Genomic DNA, 24,925 nt, shown 5'->3' on the forward strand with positions numbered 1-24,925 from the left:
TATACCTGTTCCCATGTCGAACACAGAAGTCAAGCTTCTTAGCGCCGAGAGTAGTTGGGGGATCGCTCCCTGCGAGGATAGGACGTTGCCATGCAAACGAAGGGAATCGAGTAATCGATTCCCTTTTTTAGTACCTAAAAGTCCTTACATTTAAAGACAGGTTTGGTATACTATTTAAGGAAAAGAAATGCCGTTTTAGCTCAGCAGGTAGAGCGTTTCCATGGTAAGGAAGAGGTCAGCGGTTCAAATCCGCTAAACGGCTTAGATGAGATTAAAAGCGAGCGTGGCCGAGTCAATCGACTTGGTCACGTTTGTTTTTTCTAAAACTTTGGAGGCGCTTTTATTGAAATATACGGGGATTAAGTGGGGGTTATTGCTAGCTGGGACCTTATTAGGTGGGGGCTTGTTTAGTCTGACGCCTGCTCAGGCGAGTTATCAGACGATGTTTGCCCGAGAAGGACAATTAGCTTTACAGGAACGTCAAGATGCGACTCAGTCATTTGAACGCCGCGTGAGTCGATATAAATCGGTTTTTGTGACCAAGACGGCACAAGGCCAAGCGCGTAACGTTAGCCTAATGTTCTACCAGCAAGCACAGACGCAAAAATTCAATCATTATGCAAAACATTGGTTAAATGTCCGGCAACTAACTAATGGCCAGATCTATGTCTATAATGATCGAACGGTCTATGGGCCGTATCTAGTGGCTTATCATCAGCTCAAGAAAGGCCATGGCACACGGGTAATGGCCGGAAAGCGGTCGGTACGGGTTCACTATTCTAAAGCCAACAACGTTAGTTTTTATTATCAAAAGCAGCGCTTGACGGTCCATTTAAAGACCAGTCGAGTGACATTAAACGGCAAAACCATCAGTGCCAAACACAACCGGCCATTTAAAGGAAACATCCCGACCCATGGTAAACGGACCACGCGCTTGGTTGCGGATGCCAAATGCTATTTAGGTGTCCCGTATCGTTATGCGGGCCGGGATGCTTTTGGCGGCCTGGATTGTGCAAGTTTTGTGAACCAAGTGTACTTAGATGTCGAACAGCGCGACATTGGTGGGATGACCGGGGTACAAGAAAAACTAGGCAACCATCGGGCAGTTAGTGCTGCTCGAACCGGGGATCTGCTATTCTGGCGCCATCCAGGTGACCAATATACGTACCATGTTGCCATGGCAATCGGTCATGGGCAATTAATCGAAGAAGCGGGTAAAAGCGTTCACGTGAGCCGAATTAAGGCCCGTAAGCCCCAATTTAGTATTCGAATGCATTAGAACAGAAAATCCCAGTCATGATTAGCTAGACTAGTCATGACTGGGATTTTTTAGTCCTTAGATTTGGACGCAATGACTTGATGAGTAAAGTCATCAAAGAAAGTTAACATGGTTTTAATACGATCGCGACCTAGTTGATCAATCCACTGGTCGAATACGAGTTGAATGTCTTGAATCAACTGTTTATCGGTTGCTTGGCCCTTTTCGGTTAATAACAGACTCTTTTGCCGCCGGTCTGCGGGATTAGCAACTTGGTAGACGTAGTCATATTTAAGCAGAGTACTGATTTGGCGGGAAATGGCACTCCGTGAGACATGATGACTGTCAGCGATATCCATCAATAAAATCGGCTTGGTACTTGTTCCAATTTCATGCATGATTAGAAAGGCATCGAAGGTCATATGATAACGACTAATCGGTTCGGAAATAAAGTCATCCATGTAGCGCAAGACCGTAGCGTAATACTTTAAAAAATCATCTAACATTTTAGGCGATCCGTTCATCCTATATCCTCCTCGTATTTCGAAGTTCCTGATAGAACATTTAATTGCATAAAATTAATTATAACATTAGTCAATTTATATCTACATAGTGAATGATAACGCCAAATGACTCTAAAGTATAAAAATTCAACTCCAAACTAGCAAAAAACGACCGAATCCTTAAAATCTAAGGTTTCGGTCGTTACTTATTTTAGATTATGCAGTTTGATGACGCCGAGCAATCAATGGTAAAATCATGCCCAAGCCAACAAAGATAATCGGTGTGGCAATGTTTAAAGCTAATTGGAACCACCAGCCGCTAGGGTTAGCTGCGAGGGAAGTTTTTGGCACCATCCCTAAGATACAAGCGAAGGCGGTAAAGAAGAAGCACCAAGCGCCGACTAGCTTACCCGTAAGTGGGTTCTTTAAGAACATGTAATCGCTCTTGAATTGTTTGAGATGTTGGTTCAAGAGAATGTAAGCCAAGAAGACCCAGAGATAACGCATTGGCATCACAATGGAATTTAAGTTTAGTAGCCAGTTATAAAGCTCATTCATATTACCAATTCCAAGCGCGGGAATGATAATTAAAATGCTGACTAGGATCCCAGTCATAATATAGCCATTGACGGGGACATCTTTTTTGTTCATCTTGCTTAACTTCTTTGGGACGAATTCGGGATCGGCATCACCTAATAAAATCTTTAATGGGGCATCGATTGAGAAAGCCAACGCTGAAATCTGCGCTAAGACATTGGCGATTGCATAAAGAATTAAGAAGAGGTTCCCAACGTGATAGAAGGTACCTAACCGTTGGAAAGCATAGTAGGCACCGTTAGCCATCAGGTCCTTAGGAATGTGGTTGGCATTAAACAACATCCCCATTGCAAATGACCCTAACAACGCACAAACGGCAACCATCCCAGCTAAGATCAGCATTCCAAGTGGAAATTCACGCCCGGGGTTCTTGGTCTTATTGACATAGGGTGAAATCTTTTCGGAACCGCCGACCGCGAAAACTAACATGGAAATCGTGGTGAAGTAGGCGAAATCGAACTTTGGTAAGTAGGATTTAAACGAGAGCATGTTCGGTGTCTGCACCGTGGCCGTTGTCATCATGGGCGCTGAGACCGCTAAGATGATGAAAAGAATCGACATGATGAACATCCCGGTCCCAGCAACACTCCCAATCCGTTTCAGGGTGGTTAAGCCAAGCGACGCAATCCATAAGAAGAATAAAAATAGCGCTAAACAAATCGCTTGGACGACCATGGCGGGCGTATTGTTGACAAAGTTCCCGTTGCCCTTGAATAGCCAACTAAAGGCGATGAGAATTCCTTGTGGCTTTTGAGCTAAGTAAGGAATGTGGACGATCCAGTACGTCCAGGCGGCGTAATAAGCCAGCCGTTTTGTACTGGTCGCTCGGATCCACGAAGAAACGCCCCCTTCGGCTTCTTTAAACGTTGAGCCTAATTGCCCCACGATTAACGTATAGGGGACGAAGTAGATGATCATGATGAGGACCCAGGAGGTGACGACGGATAACCCTTGCAACGCAAAGTTGTTAACAACGTTACCCAAGCCCCAAACGGCCACAAACGCAATTAAGGCGATGTTTGACCATCGTAACTGCTTTTCAGTTTTCATAGCTTGAACTCCTTTTTTTAGATTATAGACAACTTAATTTTAAATCGGAAATGGAAGCGGTGACAAGCTTATTTTTTCAATATTAAAAGCGCTTTACAAAGTCATTAATAAAATGAGCAATTGGTGTCAGTTTGGCGAAAGTTTGCTATTATTAAGGTATGAGATACGGCCGGTAGTGATTTAACCGGACTGGAAGCGGGGAAGAAAGCATGCAAACGGTAACAATTGGAACGATGACGTTGGGCACTGGTTTACCAAAGATTGGCGTCACTTTGACGGGGAGTACCCGGGCCATTTTATTAGGACAAGCAGCACAAGTCTTGACGTCAGCAGCGCAAATCGTCGAATGGCGGTTAGATCAATACACGGAATTAGATAATCGCGCCGAGCTGATTAATACGGCGACTCAATTGCGTCAAGTGTTAGGAACGATTCCGGTCATTGCCAAGTTGACCGCATCGACCGTAGCTGATGCTGACGCGTATTACCAACTTTATCAGACGTTGGTTAATAATCGGGCGGTTGATGCGGTCGATATTGACTTATCGATGGTCAATGCGGCTGCGTTTATGCCGTTGACCAAGCAAATGCGGGCGACGCAGATTCGGTTGATTTTGAGTCAAACGACGACGGCTGCTACGCCAGAACTTGCCGATTTAGTCGCCACTTATCAAGCAATGGCGGCCGCTGGGGCGGATATTGCCCGGGTCACGATTAATGCCCAGACCGCTTTAGATGTCTTGACCTTGATGACGGCGACGGCGCAAGCCCGGACCAAGGTGACGCTACCCCTGATTGCTACTGCTAATGGGGCCTGGGGGCGTTATAGCAGCGTTAGCGGGCAACTCATCGGCTCGGCGTTGACATTTGGTCAAGTTGGGCATGGCGATGGTCGTGGTCAGTTACCAGTCAGTCAATTAAAACAAACGTTACAGACCTTATCATCAGCGGGAAGGGGTTAGCGGCATGCAAATGCGTTCGATATGGCGCCATACGAGTACGATTATTCAGACACTGGCGATTTACTTTTTATTAATCCAGGGTCCTTATGATCTGTGGATTGCCAAGGTCGGTTACCATTGGCAGATGTATCTGACGAATATTTTTGGGATCACTGCGTTATTCTTAGTGGTGGACTTAAGCTATAACTACTTACGTCAGCGGTTATTAAAACGACGGTCAAAAAAATAAGCTAGCCGGCAGCTAGCTTATTTTTTAACGTCATTATTCAGCTTGTTTTGCGACTAACTTTTCTGCGAAAGCATCGAGGTGTTTAACGTCATCAGCTTCTGGGGCTAAGTTAACGAAGACATCGTCGGCACCTTGGGTCGCACCGGCTTTTTTAAAGGCATTGCTAAAGTCAGTGACGGCCCGGCAGTAATCGTCGTCATAGAACGTATCACCGGAGCCCGCGCAGCCATAGACTTTACCATGAAGGTCCACTTCTGGTAAGTCGTCAAAGAAGTCGAGGCCTTCTTCTGGTAGAGCGCCTTCATCATAAGTGTAAGGCACGACGATACAAATATCGAAATTCTTAAAATCGTTGGCATCAGCTTGTGAGATTTCTTCTTTAGTGACATCAACCCCCAGTTGTTCTAACTTTTCGATGATGATATCAGCGACGTCTTCATTATTACCTGTAATTGTCGCAAAAATTACTTTAGCAGTTGCCATATAAACCCCTCGCTTTCAACTAATCTTTATGCTGATTATAACAGAATTTAAAGCTGAAATTAAGGGGCGGGGGATTTATTCGTGATAACCAAGCCGAGTGCGGTTTCTCGCAATGCCAATCCATGCTATAATTTAACTATTAATACACCTTAAAGTCCCCGTCTTATTGAATGAATCAGTCATAAGACGTCATCTAAAAAAATTAAACTTGAAGCTAGGAGAAATAAAATTGCCAAAGAAAAATAATCGTCAAAAGAAAGGGCTTGCCAAGCGGTTATGGCACTCGATTACGGAACCAATTCCTGATGAAAATGATGATCAGGCTAATGAACAGATTCCATTAGCTTATGATTTGAAAGATCCTGATAGTTCGAGTAGTCAAGCGGCAAGTGCTGACAGTCAACCGACTTCGGAAGTCTCGGAACAACCAGTAATTAATATGGACTCAGAAGCGACGGAAGCCCCATTACCAACCCGTCGCAGTCGCTTAGCGGCACAATCAACGGCAGCTGAAGACTTGGATGAGACGCCTCATTCAGTTGCGGCTTCACAAGCGGCACAACCAACTAGTGAAGCCACTAGTACCGTGGCTTCTGCGACATCGGCACCGTCTTCAGCCAGTTGGCGGCAGATGCCAACAATGGATACGACCACGAGTGCCGCTACTGGCAATGGCCAACCAGTGATCTCAATCAATGCTTCAGAAGCGGCCTCGGCGGATGATGAACCTCAGATTCCGTTATCTCGTGAAGAATTATTTGAAGATCAACAACCTAATGCGGGGAGCGCCGCTAACACCGAAGATGCGTCAGCTGAACCGATGTCACGAATGGCGCGACATAACGAGACCGATGAGTCAGCGACAACTGATACCGGCGCGACTAACGAAAATCCGCATTTGAAGAAGAAACAAAAGCCGGCTAAACCACATCAAAAGCCGAAGTCGCATCGTAGCGGCAAGTTAGTGGCGGCTGGAGTCGGCATCTTAATCGTGGCAGCTTTAGGTTTTATGTTCATGTGGACGCATGCGAAGACGACCCAGGCCCAAGCGAAGGCTAATGCTGAAGAAATCGTCAAAGAGATCTATACGACCGATGCGCAACGGGACTTACGTAGTGGGGCCTCAAGTGATAAGTTGGCTCAATTACAAACTTATATTGATGAATTATCGAAATCCGATGAGAAGGCTAGCTTACAAAGTCAACACGATACTGCAGCCAAGATGTTGAAGTTACGGTCACGGGTTGAAGGCCTGTATACGGGCAAGTTAATTAAGGCAGCGGTAACGACGAAGACGGTCAAAGCTGCCCAAGCAACGATTAAAGATTCAGGATTAACGTCAAAGAAGGCTTACTTTACCAAGAAGTTGACTACTCAACTGGTAGCGACTGGCAAAACGGTTAAAAAGGTCCAAAGCGATCATAAAGATTTTAAAGCTTTGTATACCAAGAAAGATAAGCTAAAATCAACGGTTTCAACCCTTGAAGTTGATGGCGTCTTGAAACAGTTGAAGAAGTATCGGACGAAGTCACAATTGGCTGCCGACGACTATACGACCTTAAAAGCTGATCGGAAAGCCTTGGCTAAGTCAGAGAGTTCAGCGGCTGCGGCTAGTGCGAGTGCTTATTCGGATTCAGTTGCCAGCAGCTCAATGAGTGAATCAGCAGCATCAAGTTCCGCCGCTGATGAAAGCTCAAGTTCCGATGATTCGACTTACTCGAGTTCGGATGATACTAGCTCAACTGGGACCACTGGTACGGGTAATGATACAACCACCAGCTCAGCTAAGCATAGTTCTAGCACCACGACTAGCACTGATAACAGTCAGACGACTGGCACTGGTACCGGTAATGGGACGAGTGATAATACCACGACTGGTAATGATACGACCGGGACGACCGGTGATACCACGACCACGACGACTAATTAAGGGTTAATTTAAACAGGGCATAACGTGAGCTTAGCGTTGTGTCCTGTTGTGTTTTAGAAGGGAAGAATAAAGATGCCACTAGCTTTGATGGTGCAAGCAACCAAACCAGCTCAATTACAGCGGTTGCAACAAAGGTATCCAGACTGGCAGTTTATGCCGGTGGCCGATCTCCAGCCGCAAGATTATGCACAAGTTACGGTGATGTATGGTTATCATCCAGTTTTAAACGCTATTTTGGCACTGCCGGATAATCGGTTACGTTTTTTGCAAGTGATTTCCGCCGGCGTTGATTATTTGCCGCTGGCTGATTTGCAGGCGCAAGGGGTCTTGGTGGCGAATACGAGCGGTATTCACGCCGATGCCATCAGTGAATCGGTGCTTGGTGCGATGCTAACAGTGACGCGCGGGTATCAAGCTGCTTGGCAAAATCAAAATGGCGCTCGGCAGTGGACCTTACCAATGACGACTAGTACGTTAACGGGTCAGCGGTTACTGGTCTTTGGCACGGGGCAAATTGGCCAAGCAATTGCGGCTAAAGCCGCGGTGTTTGGGCTACACTTGATTGGCGTTAATACCAGTGGTCACCCGGCACCTGGATTTGATGAAACGGTTGCGTTAACGGCGAGCGAGTCCGCGGTGGCAAGGGCCGACTTTATCGTTAATGCATTGCCATTGACCCCCGTCACGCATCATTTCTTTAACGCTGCTTTATTTGCACAGACGCGACAACAGCCATTATTGATCAATATCGGTCGTGGACCAGCTGTCGACACGACGGCGTTAATGGCGGCGTTAGACCAACACCAGCTAAGCGGGGCGGTGTTAGATGTGACGGAACCAGAACCGTTGCCAGCTAATCATCCGTTATGGCAACGATCAGATGTAATCATCACGCCGCATATCTCGGGTCAAATCAGTCACTTTCGAGCGACGGTCTTTCCAATCTTTGTAGCTAACTTCGCGGCTTGGATTAAGACCGGCCAGTTGGCTAATCACCAAGTTGACTTAACTCGCGGCTATTAGATATGTTTGGTGCTAGTTAAAATTGCCGCCTGCCGGTTGGGTTCTAAAACGCTGGAACGCCATGGGTCATTTTGAAGCCTCAGCCCGGTCTTCAAAGCTGACCTTGGCCTAAGTCCGAGCAAACCACTCGCACTAAGGCCAACGACACGGCTGAGCATTTTAGAACCCAACCTCTCGGCTAAAACTACAGCTTAAACAGTTTATAACTTGTCAATCAATTAACGAACGCCGGGCGGGTCAGCATTGGCTCAGTGGTGTCGTTTGACTTAGTTGAGTGGTCTGCTCAGCTTAGTCAAAGCCCGGCTTATGAGACCGTTCTTTGGCTCATAAACGCGGCCACCACGTTCCAGCCGATGCTGACCCAACCAGAGTGGCAATCTAATCCAATTAGCCCTAAGCGTATCTAGCTAGCTTTTAATTAATCTGATAGTCAAAAAAGACGCTACTGCGTAATTATTGCAGTAGCGTCTTTTTGACGTTGAGGTTATGAATCATCATGTTGCCGTGCGGCGTGAAAGTCGGCGGCTGCCCGGTCATTGTGACGTTGACCAATGGCTAAAACGAATACGGTACTAATAATTAAGAGACTACCGAACAAGTCGAGCCATTCGAATTGAACCCCGAGCCAAACGACCGCAATAATGGTGGCGGATAAGGGTTCAAAAGCATCTAATAGGCTGGCAACAGTCGGCTGAATGTCGTTCAAACTTTGTAAGAAAAAGAGAAAAGCCAGTAGGGTCCCGAATAAGATAACGAACCCTAATTTGCTGACATTAAGAACCGTTAGCGGGATTGAAATACTCCAGAACGGTTGAATCATGTTGAAGATTATCCCGCCTAACAGCATTGACCAAGTGTTTACCGTGACCGCGCTGTATTTGGTCAGTAACTTGGCTGGTAACAAGGTATTGGTTGCCGAACTAACGCCTGAGAGCAGCCCCCAAAGTAATGCCCAAGCTGAAATGACGAGCGCAGCAGGATTGCCATGTGTAACTAGTAAGAATGAGCCTAATAGGGCTAAGAAGATGGCAATCCCTTCGCTCCTGGTTGGAAATTGGTGGTGCGCAACGACGAGCCAGAGGGCGATGAAGACGGGCCCCATGAACTGTAAGATCGTGGCGGTCGCAGCATTACTGGCTTCGACCGCTAGGAAATACGTAAACTGAACCGGCATTAAGCCGAGCAGCGTATAGGCGGCGACTTGTAGCAAATCCCCCGGATGGCGCCAGATCGACCAGAGATCGACTTTCATGATTAGACTGTAAACGAGAAAGCCAATCCCCGCACCTAACATCCGAATTCCCGTCAGCCAGATTGAATTAATATCGGTGGTATCGAAGAGTGTCTGGGCGATGGCCCCAGAGACACCCCAAAAGGTTGCACTAACACTAACTAAAATAATGCCGCGTAATTCATGTTGCGTCGTTTGCATCAAGCTCACTCCCAAACTAAATAAATTGCTAACTTACATTGTAACGTATTTAGCTGGGAAATAGGGGGCTAACGGTCTAAGCGGTAGCTTTAACTGACGCGTCGGTGGCTGCAGGTTGAGTAGCTGCCGTCTGCCGAGTGTGTTCAGCCAGATGCACGAGATGGGTCAAAAAGGCGTGGGTCTTGGCTTGATAGTGATATTTTTGTCCTAAGCGTACTAAGTAGCCGTTGATGTAGTCGACTTCGGTAGGACGGTCGTGTGACATATCTTGATACATGGACGGGTAGTGGAGCGGATTGGCGACTTGGCTGACGTAGTTGACCGAGGCCAGTTCTTCAGCTCGCGTATTTAACATCGTGACACCATCGCGTTCGCAGACATCGTAGGCTTCGTTGATGAGTTGTTTACTCAGCTCGTCAGCCCCGGCGTAGTCAGCAAATTCGCCCATTGTGATTTCAAATAACGTACATAAAGTATTCACCACGGAATTGAATACAACTTTAGCGAGCAAGGTCCCTTTAAAATTAGTCGTTAAGTTGGGATGAAACTGGCATTTTTCTAGTTCGGCCACGACCTGATGAGTCATAGCATCGGGTGTTTCGGTGTAATTGGCTAGATTCATCGTACCAGCCCCGCGTTGACCGATGAAGTCGACATCACCAGGACCATTTAAAACGGTGGCAACGAGAGCGGTTCCGGCGAGCAGCTTGTCCGGTTTGAAGTATTGCAATAGCTTTTCAACGTGGCCCATGCCATTCATACACGTCAAGACGTATTGCTGATCATTGAAGGCGTGGGCGGTGCGTTTAAGAAAGTCGGCGAGTTGCATCTGCTTCGTGAAGACGACCCAGAGATCAGGATTGCCGTGATAGTCTTCGGGATAGCAGACTTTAACGGGGACTAAATGCCGATTTTGATGATCGCGAGAAACGTAGACGCCACCTTGCTGGCGCATGGCTTCGACGTTTGGCTGCCAAGTATCAACGAATTCGACTTGATTTCCAGCGGCTTGTAATAAGACCCCGTAACGTAATCCCATAGCACCAGCACCTAAAACTGTAACTTTCATATGTATTGACCATCCTTTGAGCTGAATTATTAACAAAGATAAGAAAAAGCGTCCGCCTGACAAAAACTTGTCAAACGGACGCTTTGAGCGTGTTACCACCGTGAATTTATCAGCAAGTCGCCTCACTGACCTTAACGTACCCGAAACTAGCGATACGCGGCACGATAATGGGTGCGACCATTGAAGGTTAATGTTAGTTTGGCCTTCACGCTCACAGTCGATATTCAAATGACGCCACCGGTCTGCTTACACCAACTCAGACTCGCTGTAACGGCGGGGGGCATTCTACTGAACTGCTCATTGCTTTTCTCATCAAATATTAATTGACTCTTAATTTAAACGTTTGTTGGCAGCCTGTCAATCTTTTTTTCAAAACCTTAAGATTCTAAAGTCAGGCTTAATGCTCGTTTTTCAAAGATTTGACTAGACCGGTATTGGTTTTCGATGTTGCCGTAAGGTGGTAACTACGGCTTGCAGTTGCGCGGGTAAGGTATCAGCGGGATAGTCCCCAAAGGTAATGGCCAAATAAGTGGTCGTAGCGTTGGTGAATTGACCGGCTAATGCTGGCCAGAGTTGTTCGACGGTATCTGCATAATCGCTGAGCGTTTCGGCTGGTCGCCGGGCGTGCTGGTGTTCGAACCAGGCTTGCAAGTAACGATAGTGTTGGGTTGGCCGACCGAGATGCCAATGTAGCATGAGACTGAGCCCCATTAAACCTAGCCAGTAGCGGCCTAACCAAGCGAATAGGATGAGTAGTAAGCCCAGTATCCCGAGGCTAACGTGTAACCAAGTCGTTGTTAGCCGAAACTGGTGAGTGGGTTGTTTCGTGGTCGTGCTGGTACTGGTCTGGTTAGTGGGGCGCGGTTTAGATGAGCTAGCCGTTGCTTGACTAGTATGACTGCTGGTGCTGTTAGTCGTGGCACTACTGGAACTACTGCTGATACTGGCGGTTTTAGCGGCTTTTTCTTTGGCAGCTTTGGTTCCTGGATTTTGATACCCGGGGGTTGGGTCGAAGGGGACCCAGCCAATGCCGGCGAAATAAACTTCCGCCCACGAATGGGCATCGGAATTGAGAATCTGATAGTGATATTGACCATCGCCCGCTTTTTTGCCACGAGTGCCCCCGCTAAAGCCATGTGCCCAGCGGGTTGGAATTCCTAATGTCCGCAACATTACGACCATGGTAGTCGAAAAGTTGTCGCAGTAACCGCGGCGACTAGTGAAGAGAAAGTAGTCGACGTAATCACGTTTGGCCGGGGTCGTTGGCGTATCAATCTTGGTATATTCAAACCGGTGATTGTTTTTCAGATAAGTCAAAATGGCGTGAACGCGCCCGTACTCAGTCGTTTGTGTTTTCGTTAGCTTTTGGCTGAGCGGCTTGATTCGTTTCGGTAAGTCTTCGGGCAATTGCGTATAAGTCTCGGTCAACTCAGCGTTAGCTCTGGCCGTGATTGCAGTTAGTTGGGCGGCGGTGTACTTTTGTGGTTGATAATGAACTTGTACACTAGTCAGCGGGCGTTTGCCAGTATTTAAATAAATGCGCCCACGTTCTGGTTCGTAGCTGACGCCGATACGTTTTTGCTGGGCAGCGCTGACGGCCCAACTGGTGGCACCGTAGCCGACTGGTAGATAGGTGAGGGTCTTAGCAAAGGTCAGTTTTACGGCATCCTTTTTGCTAGTCGGGGTGGTTAGATAGCCGGTCGAAGTCGTGGTGGGCTTGCGAGTGGCATCTTGGTCACCGGCAATCGTCCAGCCTTTACCGGAATACTCGTCTCGGGTATCGACTCGCCAATAATGATTACTGCGGCTGACGGCTTTAAATGCCACACTATTGTCATCTTGAATCGAGCCGCCTAGTGTGGCCGTATCTTCAGAGATACCGGTCTTCTTGGCAGCGGCAGACTTAGCTAAAAAGTTATAAAAGCCGCGACTGCTAAGTTGATTGCGCCAAGTCAGACTAGCCTTCGCAAGCTGATTAATTGCTGGTTGCGCCCAAGTATTAACGGTCGCACCGGCACCTAGTAGCCCTAGGGCCAGTAAACCGTAGCTTAGTGATAGCCATGACCAGTGACTGTGACGGTAGGACAGCAACAATAGAGTTGCTAGCCCAATTGCCCCCGTTAGCGGCCAGACTTCATTACGGGTGGCGAATAACGTGACGGCCAGCAGATAGCCGATGCTGACAATCATACTGAGCAAGGGTTGCTGCCAACGCACGGCTAATAAGCTCAAGCCAATCGCTAAAGCCATAATCAACAACATACTGAGTAAGACCGGCATGGCTTGGGTACTCGTGGATGCCCGAAAAGCGCTAGTTTGCTGGAATAATTTGGTGCTAAAATGTTGGAACCAAGTTAGCGACAGTGGCTCACCCAAAGGATAGCTGGCATAACTGCCACCGATTAGGCTGAGCAGATACAGCGGCCACCATAGCCCCCAAGCACGCGGCCATTGAGTGTGAGCAACGACAACTAGACTGATAACGACTAAAAATAGCAGTAACGCGTTCGGTTGTCGAAAGTCGTTGACGGTCGTATAGGTGGCTAAGGGGATCGCCAGGAGTAGGCCGTTTAATAACGCAAGCCAACATGTTTTAAGTCCTTGACGCATCTGGACCACCTCCTTTAGCTGCCCAATCGAACCGGGTGACTTGTAAGTTTTGTGCTTGTAGTTGGTCGAAAAGCGCCCGTGCTTGGGCACTGTGGTCGGCAAATAAGACGATGCGATGCTGTCGTAGCGCGGTCGCTGGCACAGCGGTAGTGTTGGCGGGTTGATAACTGGCAAAGGCGTCTGGCAACACGTTAGCACTGAGTTGTTGTGTTGCTCCAAGCAACAGAATGTTGGCTGGTAAGTCACTGACTAGTTGAACAAAGGTATAAAAGGCAGCTAGGTGTGCTTCTAAGTCAGTATCAGACGTGGCGAAGAAGACCCAACCCCAAGGCGCGGGTTCGTCATTAGCTAAGACCCGTAGCATGGGCGTCTGTTGTTTTGCTGAAAGTTTCCAATCAATTTGGTTACTCGGATCGCCTGGGTGATACGGCCGAAAGTCTTGAGTCTCAAAGCCACTAGCGTCACTACTATTAGTCGGGGCAGCATGAATCAATGGGGCGAGTTGTTTAAAGATCGTGGCGGCGGCCGTTGAAGCTAAGACGGGTGGCACAATTAAAGCAGTTTTAAGCGTTTGGCGGCGTCGTTTTACGAGTAGATGTAATGGATCATTGAACCGTAAGTTAAGCGTGACTTGATCGTAGACGCCACGCGGTAAGGGGGTGGTCGTTTGCCATTGCTGTGGCTGTCCAGTTGGCTGTAAGGTCAACTCAGGATTCTGTAAGCTGAGTGTCACCCAAGTCAGCCATGGTTTAGCGGGGAGCGTCAGTTGCAAAAATTGACGGTTCTGTTGCTTTACCAAGGTCGCGTGGACAGTTAGTCGATGCAATGGGATTAACAGCGTCAGCGCGCTTAGCAGGCCAATGCCGGTGATACTAGCAGCGACGGCCCAACCGGTAGCGTTATTAAAGCTTAGGGCATAGCCCCAAAAGAGGGCGATCACTGCCACAAAAATGAGGTTATGGCCGATAGATTTCAAGCTGTTCATTTGTCTGGCCCCTTTGTTGGTACCGGCAGACTGCTTTGCAAGTCGCGGACAACTTGTTGCTTAGCCGATAGTGATTGGGCCCCGTTAGCGAGGACGAGCCGGTGACTGAACGTGGGAATCAAGAGGGCCTGGATATCAGCGGGTAAGACGTAATCACGACCATTCAGTAAGGCGTACGCCCGACTAGCTTGCATTAGAGCCAAGCCGCCCCGGGGACTAATACCTAAGCGAATGGCAGCATCTTGCCGGGTGGCAGTTACTAAATCTAAGGCATACTGAACCACGGTGGGACTGATTTTGACCTGAGTGACTTGTTGTTTTAGCGCGGTCAAAGTCTCTTCGGAAACGACCGCTTGAAGTTGGGCTAATGTCTGTTGCCGGTCGTCACCACTATATAATGCCAGTTCATCTGGTGCGGTGGGATAGCCGACTTGCAAGCTGAACAAGAAACGGTCGAGTTGGGCTTCCGGTAATGGATAAGTGCCGGCATATTCACTAGGATTTTCGGTCGCAAGGACGAAGAAATTCGCGGGTAACGGATAAGTCGTGCCATCAATGGTGACTTGACGTTCGGCCATTGCCTGCAGTAGTGCTGATTGGGTTCGCGGCGTGGCCCGATTGATTTCATCTGCTAGTAGCATGGTCGTGAAGATGGGGCCAGCGTGAAATTCAAAATCATTATGTTGTTGATTTAAGATTGAGACCCCCAAGATATCATTCGGTAAGAGGTCAGGGGTGAATTGGACCCGGTTAAAATCACCGGCCACACTACGAGCTAAGGCCCGGGCCAAAGTGGTCTTGCCGACGCCCGGAACGTCTTCAAATAAGACGTGGCCGCCCGCTAATAGTGCGGTGATCGTGAGCTTGATCACGTCGGGTTTACCGACGACGACTTGATTGATTTGCGCAGTTAAAGTTGCTAAAGCTGGATTTTCCATGATGCCACCTCTAAGGATAATGTTTTTGTTGAGAACTGGGTTCGTTTTTAGGGTCATTTCAGTTGGCTACATTAAGCATAGCCGGTAAGTAACGGCTATGCCTAATGTTCTTGATACTATCAGAATACACTGTTCACCAATAAAAGGGGAGTAGCAGGCTCGTTTTGAAAGCGATTTCCTTTCTGATACCGAATAGCGTACAATTAGAAGTGTAATCATGTAAAAGGAGTGGAAAATATGCCAAAATATCTAGTTTTCATGGACATTGATGGCACCTTGCTGACTGAGCATCAATATGTTTCGGACCATACGAAGGCCACGATTGCGCGTTTGCAGCAACAAGATGTGCTGTTTTACATTGCAACTGGGCGGATGTATGAATTAGCGAAGTTAGTTCGCCAGAAGGTCAACCCGGATGTGCGGTTAGTCACCTCGAATGGGGCGGTTTTTGATGGTCAAAACGGACGTGAGGTTACCAAGTTAGGCGGCGCGGCGGTCGAATTGGCCTACTTGATTGCCCGGCGTGACAACTTACCGATGCTGTTATTTACCCCAGAGATGGCGTATTACACGGAACAGATTCCCCGATTTGTAGCGCGCAATGCCGCCAACTTTGAAGCTGGCGATACGACGATTGGGTATCAAGAAATCAAGAGTTTCGCTGAACTGGCCGCAGTTGAAGATCAAATCACCAATGGCGTTATTCTAAGTCGCGAAGATATGGCGCGCCTAGATTCTGCCCGTGAAAAGTTGACGAATAGCAAGTTGTTACGGCTATCATCTTCTAATCCGAATAATATCGAAATGATTCCGTTACATACGGATAAAGGAACGGCCGTCAAACAAATTCAAACTGAGCAAGGCGTCGATGCCGCGCATACATTTGTCTTTGGCGATGGGCTCAATGATGTCGGCATGATGGCTGAAGCGGATCTGTCAGTGGCGATGGGCAATGCGTTACCACAAGTCAAATCAGCGGCTAATTATGTGACTGATACGAATTATAATGATGGCTTGGCTAAGTTCTTGGATGATTATTTTGCCAAGCAACTCCAATCCTAACCAAAAAACTTCACCTTAGCGTGAAGTTTTTTAATTGACCTAACAGTTTGGCATGACTAGGGAGCCATTGTCCTGGCCGTTTAATTATTAAATTTTCGGTATTAGCACGCCAAGGATAATTGACTTTTTCGTCAAATTTGGCAAACTTAAGATGGAATGTGTTTTTAGGAAGTGAAGTCTGTTGGAAATTAAGTTATTACCGGCCAACCAACCGGTCCCACTAGCAATCTTGTCAATGACGGGTCTAGATAATCGCGAATTAAATCCTGCGGTGGAAAAACAATTAAGTGAACGCCACCTCGTGCCGGCGCAACCGCAGAGCGCCCTAGGTGACCTCTTACAAGTGATTGGTGATCGTCATCAAGTGGCGATGCAAGCTTGGGATGCCGCCCTCATTGGTGAGCGGCCCGTTGACGTTCAGCTAACGGCTGATCAAGTCACCTTACGATTAGCCGCGACACCGTTACCACCTGATTTAGATAGTAAAAGTAGTCAGGTGCTTGTGTTGATTGGCGCCCCGCAGGTCACAGATGAAGTCGTGCATGCCACGGGTCAAGAATTACAACGGAAGCTCAAGGCGTTCTTTGGCATTCAAGCGCGGTTACAATTTCGCACGTTGGGCCCAGTCAGCCAGGTGTTGGATACGATTAAGCCCGTTTCTTAGGGGTGACATTGATATCGACCAGTTTAAAGTGACCAGCGGTATAATCGACCCGCGAAACACTCGTGTTTTTCAGTAAGCGTGTGGGCAACTCCCGCGGGCTGAGCTGATACAAAAAGGCGCTGAGGACCAACCCGTGTGAGACGATTAAAATGTTTTTGTCACCACTAGCGGATTTAGATTCATAGAGGCTGATGCGTCGCAATGTACGGCTAATGCGATTGGTGACCCCGACTAGCGTTTCAGCAGTCCGTGTTTTATCCAAGGAGTTAAAGACCCAGAGTAAGGTTGCAAAGCGTTCTTTACTGAGCATTAGCTTGAGAAAGGTCCCAAGACCAAGTTGTTGGCGGACTTGTTGAACAATCCAAAGATTCTTGGTCCCTTCAAGACCACCAAAGTTGAATTCTCTTAAACCGACGTCAATCGTCGGTTTTTTTATTTCGGGATGTAAAGCGGTGATGATCCGGGCGGTTTGTTGGGCCCGGCCAAGATCACTCACGTAGGCGCCATCAAAGGAGACGTCGGCCAGCATTCGGGCTAACCGTTGGGCAGAACGAATGCCTTGCCGGGTCAAGTCGGAATCATAAATGCCTTGTAAACGGCTGGCGGCGTTGAGCTTGGTTTGACCATGCCGGACTAGGTAGAGATGAATTGTGGTCATTGCGAAGCCTCCTTGATTAGTTAACATAGCTTCATTGTACGGCGCGATGGGGGTGAGAACAAGCATTTTGTTGGGACCGTTTCCACTAAATGATTGCAGCTGAATCGTTAGCAGGCATAATGGTCTTGAACGAGGGAGACAATTAATTTAAAGATATTTTTATGATAAATGACGCCAACAAAATAATTATTAGATTTTTCATATGATTTACATAAGATTTAAGCTTGCAATCTAAAATTGTATCTGCTAGGATATTGGCATGGATAACTGAGGCCCAGTAAAAAAACATCCAATGCAAAGGAGCACAACCGATGAAAAAATTAGCGAAACAAGTCTTTATGATGAGTGCCACGTTGAGTATGGGAATTAGTGTTTGTACAATTCTGGTTAACGCAGATAAAGCTGACTCGACACGACCGACGCCAGAAAGTTCAACCTCCGCCCAGACCGATGCCAACGTTAATTTGACCTTGGGTAAAGATAATACGGTAGAGCTAGCACAAGTGCCAACTTTAAACTTTGAAGGCTTAGAAATGAAAGCTGAAGGTTTGAATGAGGTGGCGGTGACGGAACTCCCTAATCCAATAAAAGTTAAGAATCCTGGATTAGAAGGCGGTTGGGTAGTTACGGCGAATATCGGTAGCTTTGTTCGTCATGATCGTAAAACGAAACCAGCTGGTCCAGTAACATGGGGAAATGGAAAGCCAGAACCGGCTAAGGAAGAATTAAAAGGGGCTACGGTGACTTTATATCAAGGAACGGTTTCTGGTAATGATGTTTCCAAGAAACCGACTGCACCTGAAAAAGTGACTTTAAGTCAAAGTGACAGTCCGGTACTTCAAGCGCATCCCAAGGCGGGGTTAGGTCAGTCGAGCCATGCTTATGGTAAGGATCATGTCCGTATTTCAATACCGGAAGGGAACCGGTTGGGTGCGTATACTGCGAAAATTACCTGGACGATGAACATGGTACCGGCTAGCTAATCTTGATTTAATGACTAAGTCGTGATGCAAGCGACTCAGTTATACATAGCTGAGAGTGGTGTTTCAGCAAATGCCTGCAACCGCTACACTGAATAAATGAAAGTGGTTACAGTTGTTACTTAGTTAGAGACAATGACGATAGATTTGGAGGAAATGTGATGTGGCGATGGGTCATGGTAGTGGGATTATGTCTTAGTTTAATTCAGGATTGGGGATTGACCGCACAGGCTATCACCACACCAACAGCTGAAAGTAGTCAGATTGATGAAACAACTAAGCAATCGGAAAGTCAGGCAGCTGTGAGCAGTTCAGCAGCCGATTTAAGTAGTCATGTAGAAAGTTCAAGTAGCTCAGAATCTCAAGTTAGTTCAAGTTCAGCTAGTAGTGTAGAGAGTCATGCTGGACGTGAAAGTAGTTCAGAAAGTAGTGTTAGTCAGAACAGTGCAGTTTCAAGTAGTCGCGAATTACAGGAGACCAGTTCTAGTTCAAGTAAGACTGGGAGTGAACATTCAAGTGATTCAAGTGTCTCAACTAGCGGCGAGAGTACTAGTAGTAGTAGCAGTGAACCGTCAGTGGTGGCTGAAGGTGGTTCAGATACAGCGACGTCACATGCTAATGATGCCATGCCGAATGCAGTTGTCGACACTTCGGTAGATATTATTGATGCGCATGGTCAAGAGGTTAGCGCTGGGTCAGTATTGGGGGATCATTCAGAGTTGACCTATCGATTCAAATTTAAACATCGAACTGGGACTGCGACAGCAAAAAAAGTTAAGCTGTATTTTAGGGCACCGGAAGCAATCACGTTTAGAAGTGCTGAGTTTTTAAGTAGTCAAGGTGTGCCGGAAACTATTTCAGTAGATAAAAAACGACTGTTATATGAACTTCCAATTAAGTTGAGTGACCAGGATGATTGGGCAATGGTTGAAGTAAAAGTTATTGCTAATCATGTAAAGGATAATATTATTGTTGGTAATAAGAAAGATGATGGTGAAGCTAAATATTATATCGGTAGTCATGATCATAACCTTGTCCTGCCAAGATATATGCTATTAGCTGATTTACCAATGCACCTAGAATTGGCAAAAACTGAGTTTAGAATTAAACATCATGAAAAGCTAAAACTAACTGGTACAATTAAACGTGAAAGTAGCATGGAAGATCATAATGTTCGAATTATGGTCGTGCGGAAAGGTGATCGGTTGGCAAGCTTAAAATTGAATGATGAAGAGATTGCAACTGGTAAATTTGAATTTGATTTAGATGAAAAAAACTTAAAGCCTGGTACCCACGAATTGGAAGTCTTTTCGATTGATAGACATAATATGACTTCGCAGAAATTATCAGTGTCTGTCCATGTTCAGGGTAATCTAGCCTTCAAAAAAGTCCCAGACCAAGTGAAATTCAAAGATGTCGTCTTAAACGGGCACTCACAATTAACGGAGCGCACCGATGATTGGCAAGTTAAGGTCAACGATGAGCGGGGCGATGTCAAGCAAAGCTGGCGTCTCTTGGCTGCAGTGACACCGTTTAAAGATCCAAAAAAAGGTGAACTGGCGGGTCAACTCGAATATCATCAAGGCCAAAATGCAGTGCCCTTAACGAGCAAAGGGACAGTGATTGCGACGGCGCAAGGTCAGGCGGCCTTTGACAGTAATCAAGCTTGGAAAAACGATACGGGAATTTTATTGAAGACGCGTCCCGATGCGGTTCCCGGAACGTATCAAGGTAAGATTACATGGACCTTAGAGGATGTGCCCAGTGATCAATAGTATCGAGATAGTCAAAAGGCGTTCAGAATTTTTCTGAACGCCTTTTAAGTTACTGATTATTCAAATCTTCACGCAACGTTTGCTTACTTTCTTGCTTTAATAACTTGATCATCTTGCGCCGCGCCGCAAAGAACGGAATCCCGATATGGGATAGGTTGCTACGGAAACGCCAGCGGTAATGATAGGTCTTTTCAGGCATGTAGGCTGTCGATTGGACATAGTTGGCATACTGAAAAGCAAATAATTGATCTTCAAGAAAATCAATTTCTTCGTTGAATTTTAAATGATGCGCCGTAATGATGGCGCGGACGAAACATTTATTCCACGAAAAGCCGCCCACGGTCCCAAAATTAATATTGGCAATTAATTCTTTTTGATCGTATGTTTTCTGCGGGCCGGGTACGGATAAATAGCCGTAGTGGCCGCAAACAACCAATTGTGATTTGGGAGCAGCTTGGTAAGCCTGCAAGAAATATTCAAGAAAGTTTGGTTCCACCCAGTCGTCCCCGTCGACGAAACACAAGTACTGACCGGTCGCGGCCGCCATACCTGAATTGCGCGCTGCCGAAACACCGCGATTGTGCGTATGGGTGATGACGTGGAACCGGTCATCATCTTTGATTAACGTCGCAATCTGAGCTGCAGTATCATCGGTTGAACAGTCATCCACCACGATCACTTCGAAGTCTGTAATCGTTTGTTGGCGGAGGCTGGTCAGGCAACTGTTGATAAATTTATGTTGATTGTACGCAGGTACAACCACTGAAAAAAGGGGTGCAGACACGCTAATTCCTCCATCATATTTTTGTATACTATACCATTATAGCCGTAAAATGTGATGAAATTACAGTGATTCGTCAATATTTGAAGATAAATTAATTATTTGCTAAGTTAGTTGTGTGGAAATACAGCGCCAAATCAGGGTAGGCGAAGACTGTATGCGAAAAATTAAATAAACCATTATTTTTGTAATAATTGCTAGAATCTAAAGTCAAATAAGTTTTGCCATGGTCCGCTTGCATTAAACTCGCTTCTTCTTCGTTTAGATTAGTCAGCGATAAATAATCATCACTATTCGCTACTCGAATGCCGTAGACCTCTTCCAGAAAGCTGAAAATAGAACTATTAACCGCTTCGACGGAAATAAAGCGTACTACTGATTTTAAGTAGTAGGATGTTTCCAAGCTGTAAAGTTGATGATGCCAATAACGCAACCGGATGACGCGATAAAGTTCTTCTTCAACCGGAATCCCGAATTGCTTAGCAAGGGCGGCGTCACTTTTAATGGTGTCGAAGGTGACGACTTTTGATTCGAGGTTATGCGGTTGATTCTCGCCACCTTGAATTGAACGGGCGGACAAGTTTACGACTGTTTTATGGCGGAGTTCAATCTTACTAATAAAGTAACCACTACCTTGGACGCGTCGAAGCAAGCCTTGTTGGTAGACAAGGTCAATGGCTTTGCGAATGGTGTTGCGACTAACGTTATACCGGTCCATTAATTGGGCTTCGGTGGGGAGCTTGGTGACAAAGATACCGTCGCGAATCGCTTTGACGATACTAGCTGCAATGTCACGATACATAAAAATCACTGCTTTCTTGGTTGATTGTGTTTTTGATTAGTGGTGCCTTACTCGTCTTCGTTGACCAAGATAGTCACGGTGGGACGAGCCTTGAAGCCTGAGGAACGGTCTTCGAGGTGCTTCCAAGCCGATAACCCACGTTTTTAAAGGCGGCCCAGTCACTAAATTTGGAAAATCACCCAGTTAAGTGACTCAACACGGCGACTATCTTGGTCACTACAACTGTTAATTTTTAAAAGTTGCTTTTAAAAAATGAATCAGTCACCTGGGTGTTAGTCTGATATGGCGATAATTAGTGATGGACTAATTGTCTCAATAATAAGTTATTTTAGGTGGTGCTGGGTGCTAGTTAAAATGCTGCCAAGTTCTCGGCTAAGTTACCGGATTAATCATGACTAGTCGTTAATTAACGTCGGGCGGGCCAGAATTGGCTCAGTGGTGTCGTTTATCTTAGTCGTGGTTTTTCGACTTAGATAAAGCCCGGCTTGGAAGACCGCCCTTTGGCTTCCAAACGCGGCCACCACGTTCCAGCCGATTCTGGACCAACCAGAGCGGCAAACTATATCCAACTCGTACCAAACGAAAATTTTTGCTAAAAGTATTTATTCAGACTTGTTTAATTTGTACCCATGACTTATAATCTTAATTGTAATGAAAGCGGTTTAAAATGCAACCGTTAAAAGTAATAAAAACAAAAAAGAATTTAGGAGCGTGTTGATTATGGCTGAAAAAACAATTATGTTGGTCTGTTCTGCCGGAATGTCGACCTCATTATTAGTTTCAAAGATGCAAAAAGCAGCGGAAGCTGACGGGATTGATGCAGATATTTTTGCAACCGCTGCCAGTGATGCCGATAACAAGCTAAAAGAAAAGAACCCCGATATCTTAATGCTTGGACCACAGATTCGTTATATGTTAAGTGACTTCCAAAAGAAAGTCACTGACATTCCCGTTGAAGTCATCAACATGCAAGATTATGGCATGATGAATGGTGAAAAAGTCTTAAAAGAAGCCGAAGCCTCAATGGCTAAAGCCGCAAAATAGTTATCAATTAACTTAGCAAGTTCCAATCAACGTGATCGTCCAAATCCGGCGGTGACGGTTGAACTAAAAAAATTTAAAAGGATGTATAAATTAATGGCAGAAGAAAATCAAGCAACAGAAACCGATGCAAGTTTAGAAACAATCATGGGATTGATCGTCAATGGCGGGAACGCTAAAAGTTCCGCTTTTGAAGCCATCCGGGCCGCTAAGGAAGGCGACTTTGACAAAGCTGATGCCAAGTTAAAAGAAGCCGATAACTTCTTGACGGAAGCACACAACGCCCAAACGTCAATGTTAACTGATGAAGCCGCTGGCAAGCATACCCATGTGTCATTGCTCCTTGTTCATTCACAAGATCATATTATGAACGCGATTACGTTCCGCGACTTAGCTGGTGAAATTATTGATTTATACCGGCGTTTAGACGCTAAAAAGTAATCATTAGAACTGCCGTTAATTTTGGACCGCGACTAGTGCTACGGGATTAGTTGAGGTTCTTTTTTCGGAATATTTTCAATGTATATACATTTTTAAAAATAAACCACTCATTTTTAAATAACAGACAACTCATTTGGAGGTATAAATCAATGGTAAATGGATATAAAATGCCGAAAGACTTCTTGTGGGGCGGCGCGGTTGCTGCTCATCAATTAGAAGGTGGTTGGCAAGCTGGTGGTAAAGGCGTCAGCATTGCCGATGTCATGACTGCTGGCCGCAATGGCGTGCCCCGTCAAGTGACGGATGGCGTCAAGCCTGGTGAGATCTATCCGAACCACTGGGGAAATGATTTCTATCATCGTTATCCAGAAGACGACCAACTCTTTGAAGAGATGGGCTTTAAGTGCTTCCGGACGTCGATTGCTTGGACTCGAATCTTCCCGAATGGCGATGAAGCTGAACCGAATGAAGCCGGCTTAAAGTTTTATGATGACTTGTTTGACAACTTACTGGCGCATCATATTCAACCGGTGATTACCTTATCACATTTTGAAATTCCGTATCACTTGGTCAAAGCTTATGGTGGCTGGTCCAACCGGAAGATGATCGATTTCTTCGTTCATTTCGCCAAGACGGTCTTCAAGCGGTATCGGAATAAGGTCAAGTATTGGATGACTTTTAACGAAATCAATAACCAAACGGCGTGGAAAGATCCGCATCCGTTACTACAAGACTCTGGGTTGCAATTAGGTAAGGATGATAACTGGCAACAAGCGATGTATCAAGCCGCGCACTATGAATTAGTCGCCAGTGCTTTGACGGTGCAAGCGGGTCATGCCATCAATCCTGATTTTCAGATTGGCTGCATGATCGCAATGTGTCCCATCTATCCGTTGACCGCCAAGCCGGAAGATGTTATGAAGGCGGAACGCGCCATGCAGACACGTTACTGGTACGGCGATGTACACTGCTTGGGCGAATATCCAAAGTGGTTACCTAAGTACTTGGAACGTCAGCATATCCAGTTAGATATTACCGATGATGATTTAGCAACGTTAAAGGCCGGTACCGTTGATTATGTAGGCTTTAGCTATTACATGTCGTTTGTCACGAAGGCCAAGGCTGATGAAGCTCCAGAATACGAATATACGGAACCAGACGACTTTGTTGAAAATCCATACGTTGAAAAATCAGACTGGGGTTGGCAAATTGATCCAACCGGGTTGCGGTATTCGATGAACTGGATGCAAGATCGTTGGCACTTACCACAATTCATCGTGGAAAATGGCTTTGGCGCTTATGATAAGAAGCAAGCGGACGGCAGTGTGCACGATGACTACCGGATTAGCTACTTCCGCGATCATATCAAAGCGATGGAAGAAGCGGTGGCACTTGATGGTGTCGATCTAATCGGTTACACGCCATGGGGCTGCATCGACTTAGTCTCAGCCAGCACCGGTGAAATGGCGAAACGTTATGGCTTTATCTACGTGGATGCTGATGATAACGGTGAAGGGAGCTTTGACCGCTCGAAGAAAGATTCGTTCTACTGGTATCAAAAGGTCATTGAATCCGATGGCGCTGATTTAGGTTAATTATTAGAAGCTGAAATTGTAAGTAGCAGTCGTCAGCCAGCCTGATTTTCAGGTTGG

Annotated in this window: 23 protein-coding genes, 1 tRNA gene, 1 rRNA gene and 1 other annotated feature; of the genes, 14 read left to right on the plus strand and 11 right to left on the minus strand. The window is 46.3% G+C overall.

From position 1 onward, the window contains the following. From rrf to FFM80_RS09700, 3 genes are all read left to right on the plus strand, one after another. Positions 1-94, plus strand: a 5S ribosomal RNA gene (gene rrf / locus FFM80_RS09690); the annotation flags it as partial. Positions 95-189: 95 nt separating this feature from the next. Beyond that, positions 190-262, plus strand: a tRNA-Thr gene (locus FFM80_RS09695). A gap of 81 nt (positions 263-343) precedes the next feature. After that, on the plus strand, positions 344-1,279 hold the full coding sequence (locus FFM80_RS09700) for a C40 family peptidase (RefSeq protein WP_171001077.1): 936 nt from the start codon (positions 344-346) through the stop codon (positions 1,277-1,279). 50 nt (positions 1,280-1,329) lie between these two features. Here the strand turns inward: FFM80_RS09700 and FFM80_RS09705 are convergent, their stop codons facing one another. Together FFM80_RS09705 and FFM80_RS09710 are read right to left on the minus strand one after the other, a co-directional pair. Further along, positions 1,330-1,782 carry a MarR family winged helix-turn-helix transcriptional regulator gene (locus tag FFM80_RS09705; RefSeq protein ID WP_223877334.1) on the minus strand — a complete coding sequence of 151 codons (453 nt, stop codon included), beginning with the start codon at positions 1,780-1,782 and terminating at the stop codon, positions 1,330-1,332. A gap of 195 nt (positions 1,783-1,977) precedes the next feature. Beyond that, entirely contained in the window at positions 1,978-3,408 is a 1,431-nt protein-coding gene (locus tag FFM80_RS09710; RefSeq protein ID WP_137640604.1) for an amino acid permease, read from the minus strand. A gap of 209 nt (positions 3,409-3,617) precedes the next feature. Between FFM80_RS09710 and FFM80_RS09715 the strand changes: the two genes are divergently transcribed. Both FFM80_RS09715 and FFM80_RS09720 read left to right on the plus strand, forming a co-directional pair. After that, positions 3,618-4,370: a type I 3-dehydroquinate dehydratase gene (locus FFM80_RS09715; RefSeq protein ID WP_137640605.1), complete on the plus strand. Its 753-nt coding sequence runs from the start codon at positions 3,618-3,620 to the stop codon at positions 4,368-4,370. A 4-nt stretch (positions 4,371-4,374) separates the two neighbouring features. Beyond that, complete coding sequence (locus FFM80_RS09720) at positions 4,375-4,599, plus strand: hypothetical protein (RefSeq protein WP_137636346.1); 225 nt, start codon at positions 4,375-4,377, stop codon at positions 4,597-4,599. A 33-nt stretch (positions 4,600-4,632) separates the two neighbouring features. On the opposite strand, the gene FFM80_RS09725 is transcribed toward FFM80_RS09720, so the two are convergent. Beyond that, positions 4,633-5,082, minus strand: coding sequence for a flavodoxin (locus FFM80_RS09725; protein ID WP_137636345.1), 450 nt, complete (start codon positions 5,080-5,082; stop codon positions 4,633-4,635). 229 nt (positions 5,083-5,311) lie between these two features. On the opposite strand from FFM80_RS09725, the gene FFM80_RS09730 reads away from it, so the two are divergent. After that, positions 5,312-7,012, plus strand: coding sequence for a hypothetical protein (locus tag FFM80_RS09730; protein WP_137640606.1), 1,701 nt, complete (start codon positions 5,312-5,314; stop codon positions 7,010-7,012). A gap of 72 nt (positions 7,013-7,084) precedes the next feature. Further along, complete coding sequence (locus tag FFM80_RS09735) at positions 7,085-8,035, plus strand: phosphoglycerate dehydrogenase (protein ID WP_137640607.1); 951 nt, start codon at positions 7,085-7,087, stop codon at positions 8,033-8,035. Positions 8,036-8,519: 484 nt separating this feature from the next. On the opposite strand, the gene FFM80_RS09740 is transcribed toward FFM80_RS09735, so the two are convergent. The 5 genes from FFM80_RS09740 to FFM80_RS09760 all read right to left on the minus strand — a co-directional run bounded on the left by FFM80_RS09740 (position 8,520) and on the right by FFM80_RS09760 (position 15,069). Next, positions 8,520-9,467, minus strand: coding sequence for a DMT family transporter (locus FFM80_RS09740; RefSeq protein WP_137640608.1), 948 nt, complete (start codon positions 9,465-9,467; stop codon positions 8,520-8,522). A 76-nt stretch (positions 9,468-9,543) separates the two neighbouring features. Then, complete coding sequence (locus tag FFM80_RS09745) at positions 9,544-10,536, minus strand: ketopantoate reductase family protein (RefSeq protein ID WP_137640609.1); 993 nt, start codon at positions 10,534-10,536, stop codon at positions 9,544-9,546. Between the two features lie 71 nt (positions 10,537-10,607). Continuing rightward, positions 10,608-10,846: a binding site (T-box leader), on the minus strand. 113 nt (positions 10,847-10,959) lie between these two features. Next, on the minus strand, positions 10,960-13,146 hold the full coding sequence (locus FFM80_RS09750; RefSeq protein ID WP_137640610.1) for a transglutaminase TgpA family protein: 2,187 nt from the start codon (positions 13,144-13,146) through the stop codon (positions 10,960-10,962). Next, the gene (locus tag FFM80_RS09755; protein ID WP_137640611.1) at positions 13,130-14,131 is read right to left on the minus strand and encodes a DUF58 domain-containing protein; all 1,002 of its coding nucleotides are present in this window, start codon (positions 14,129-14,131) and stop codon (positions 13,130-13,132) included. The genes FFM80_RS09750 and FFM80_RS09755 overlap by 17 nt, the downstream gene beginning before the upstream one ends. Continuing rightward, the gene (locus FFM80_RS09760) at positions 14,128-15,069 is read right to left on the minus strand and encodes an AAA family ATPase (protein ID WP_137640612.1); all 942 of its coding nucleotides are present in this window, start codon (positions 15,067-15,069) and stop codon (positions 14,128-14,130) included. Before FFM80_RS09760 ends, FFM80_RS09755 begins: the two co-directional genes overlap by 4 nt. A 237-nt stretch (positions 15,070-15,306) precedes the next feature. Here FFM80_RS09760 and FFM80_RS09765 point away from each other — a divergent pair, with 237 nt between their 5' ends. Both FFM80_RS09765 and FFM80_RS09770 read left to right on the plus strand, forming a co-directional pair. Next, positions 15,307-16,131 carry an HAD family hydrolase gene (locus FFM80_RS09765; protein ID WP_137640613.1) on the plus strand — a complete coding sequence of 275 codons (825 nt, stop codon included), beginning with the start codon at positions 15,307-15,309 and terminating at the stop codon, positions 16,129-16,131. A gap of 181 nt (positions 16,132-16,312) precedes the next feature. Then, positions 16,313-16,795 carry a hypothetical protein gene (locus FFM80_RS09770; protein ID WP_137640614.1) on the plus strand — a complete coding sequence of 161 codons (483 nt, stop codon included), beginning with the start codon at positions 16,313-16,315 and terminating at the stop codon, positions 16,793-16,795. Here FFM80_RS09770 and FFM80_RS09775 read toward each other — a convergent pair. After that, complete coding sequence (locus tag FFM80_RS09775; RefSeq protein ID WP_137640615.1) at positions 16,779-17,453, minus strand: histidine phosphatase family protein; 675 nt, start codon at positions 17,451-17,453, stop codon at positions 16,779-16,781. The genes FFM80_RS09770 and FFM80_RS09775 overlap by 17 nt on opposite strands. A 311-nt stretch (positions 17,454-17,764) precedes the next feature. Here FFM80_RS09775 and FFM80_RS09780 point away from each other — a divergent pair, with 311 nt between their 5' ends. Then, positions 17,765-18,436: a WxL domain-containing protein gene (locus FFM80_RS09780; RefSeq protein ID WP_137640616.1), complete on the plus strand. Its 672-nt coding sequence runs from the start codon at positions 17,765-17,767 to the stop codon at positions 18,434-18,436. Positions 18,437-18,594: 158 nt separating this feature from the next. Further along, positions 18,595-20,208, plus strand: a complete 1,614-nt coding sequence (locus tag FFM80_RS09790) for a hypothetical protein (protein ID WP_137640617.1) — start codon at positions 18,595-18,597, stop codon at positions 20,206-20,208. Positions 20,209-20,257: 49 nt separating this feature from the next. Here FFM80_RS09790 and FFM80_RS09795 read toward each other — a convergent pair whose 3' ends face one another. Together FFM80_RS09795 and FFM80_RS09800 are read right to left on the minus strand one after the other, a co-directional pair. Continuing rightward, entirely contained in the window at positions 20,258-20,992 is a 735-nt protein-coding gene (locus tag FFM80_RS09795; protein WP_137640618.1) for a glycosyltransferase family 2 protein, read from the minus strand. Positions 20,993-21,083: 91 nt separating this feature from the next. After that, on the minus strand, positions 21,084-21,791 hold the full coding sequence (locus FFM80_RS09800) for a GntR family transcriptional regulator (protein WP_137640619.1): 708 nt from the start codon (positions 21,789-21,791) through the stop codon (positions 21,084-21,086). A 720-nt stretch (positions 21,792-22,511) separates the two neighbouring features. Here FFM80_RS09800 and FFM80_RS09805 point away from each other — a divergent pair. From FFM80_RS09805 to FFM80_RS09815, 3 genes are all read left to right on the plus strand, one after another. Continuing rightward, a complete protein-coding gene (locus tag FFM80_RS09805) occupies positions 22,512-22,835 on the plus strand; it encodes a PTS sugar transporter subunit IIB (protein WP_137636188.1) in 324 nt (107 codons plus the stop codon). A 93-nt stretch (positions 22,836-22,928) separates the two neighbouring features. Then, positions 22,929-23,273, plus strand: a complete 345-nt coding sequence (locus tag FFM80_RS09810) for a PTS lactose/cellobiose transporter subunit IIA (protein ID WP_137640620.1) — start codon at positions 22,929-22,931, stop codon at positions 23,271-23,273. Positions 23,274-23,422: 149 nt separating this feature from the next. Continuing rightward, positions 23,423-24,868: a 6-phospho-beta-glucosidase gene (locus tag FFM80_RS09815; RefSeq protein WP_137640621.1), complete on the plus strand. Its 1,446-nt coding sequence runs from the start codon at positions 23,423-23,425 to the stop codon at positions 24,866-24,868. Positions 24,869-24,925 lie beyond the last annotated feature (57 nt).

Source organism: Lactiplantibacillus dongliensis (assembly GCF_005405105.1).
GTDB lineage: Bacteria > Bacillota > Bacilli > Lactobacillales > Lactobacillaceae > Lactiplantibacillus > Lactiplantibacillus dongliensis.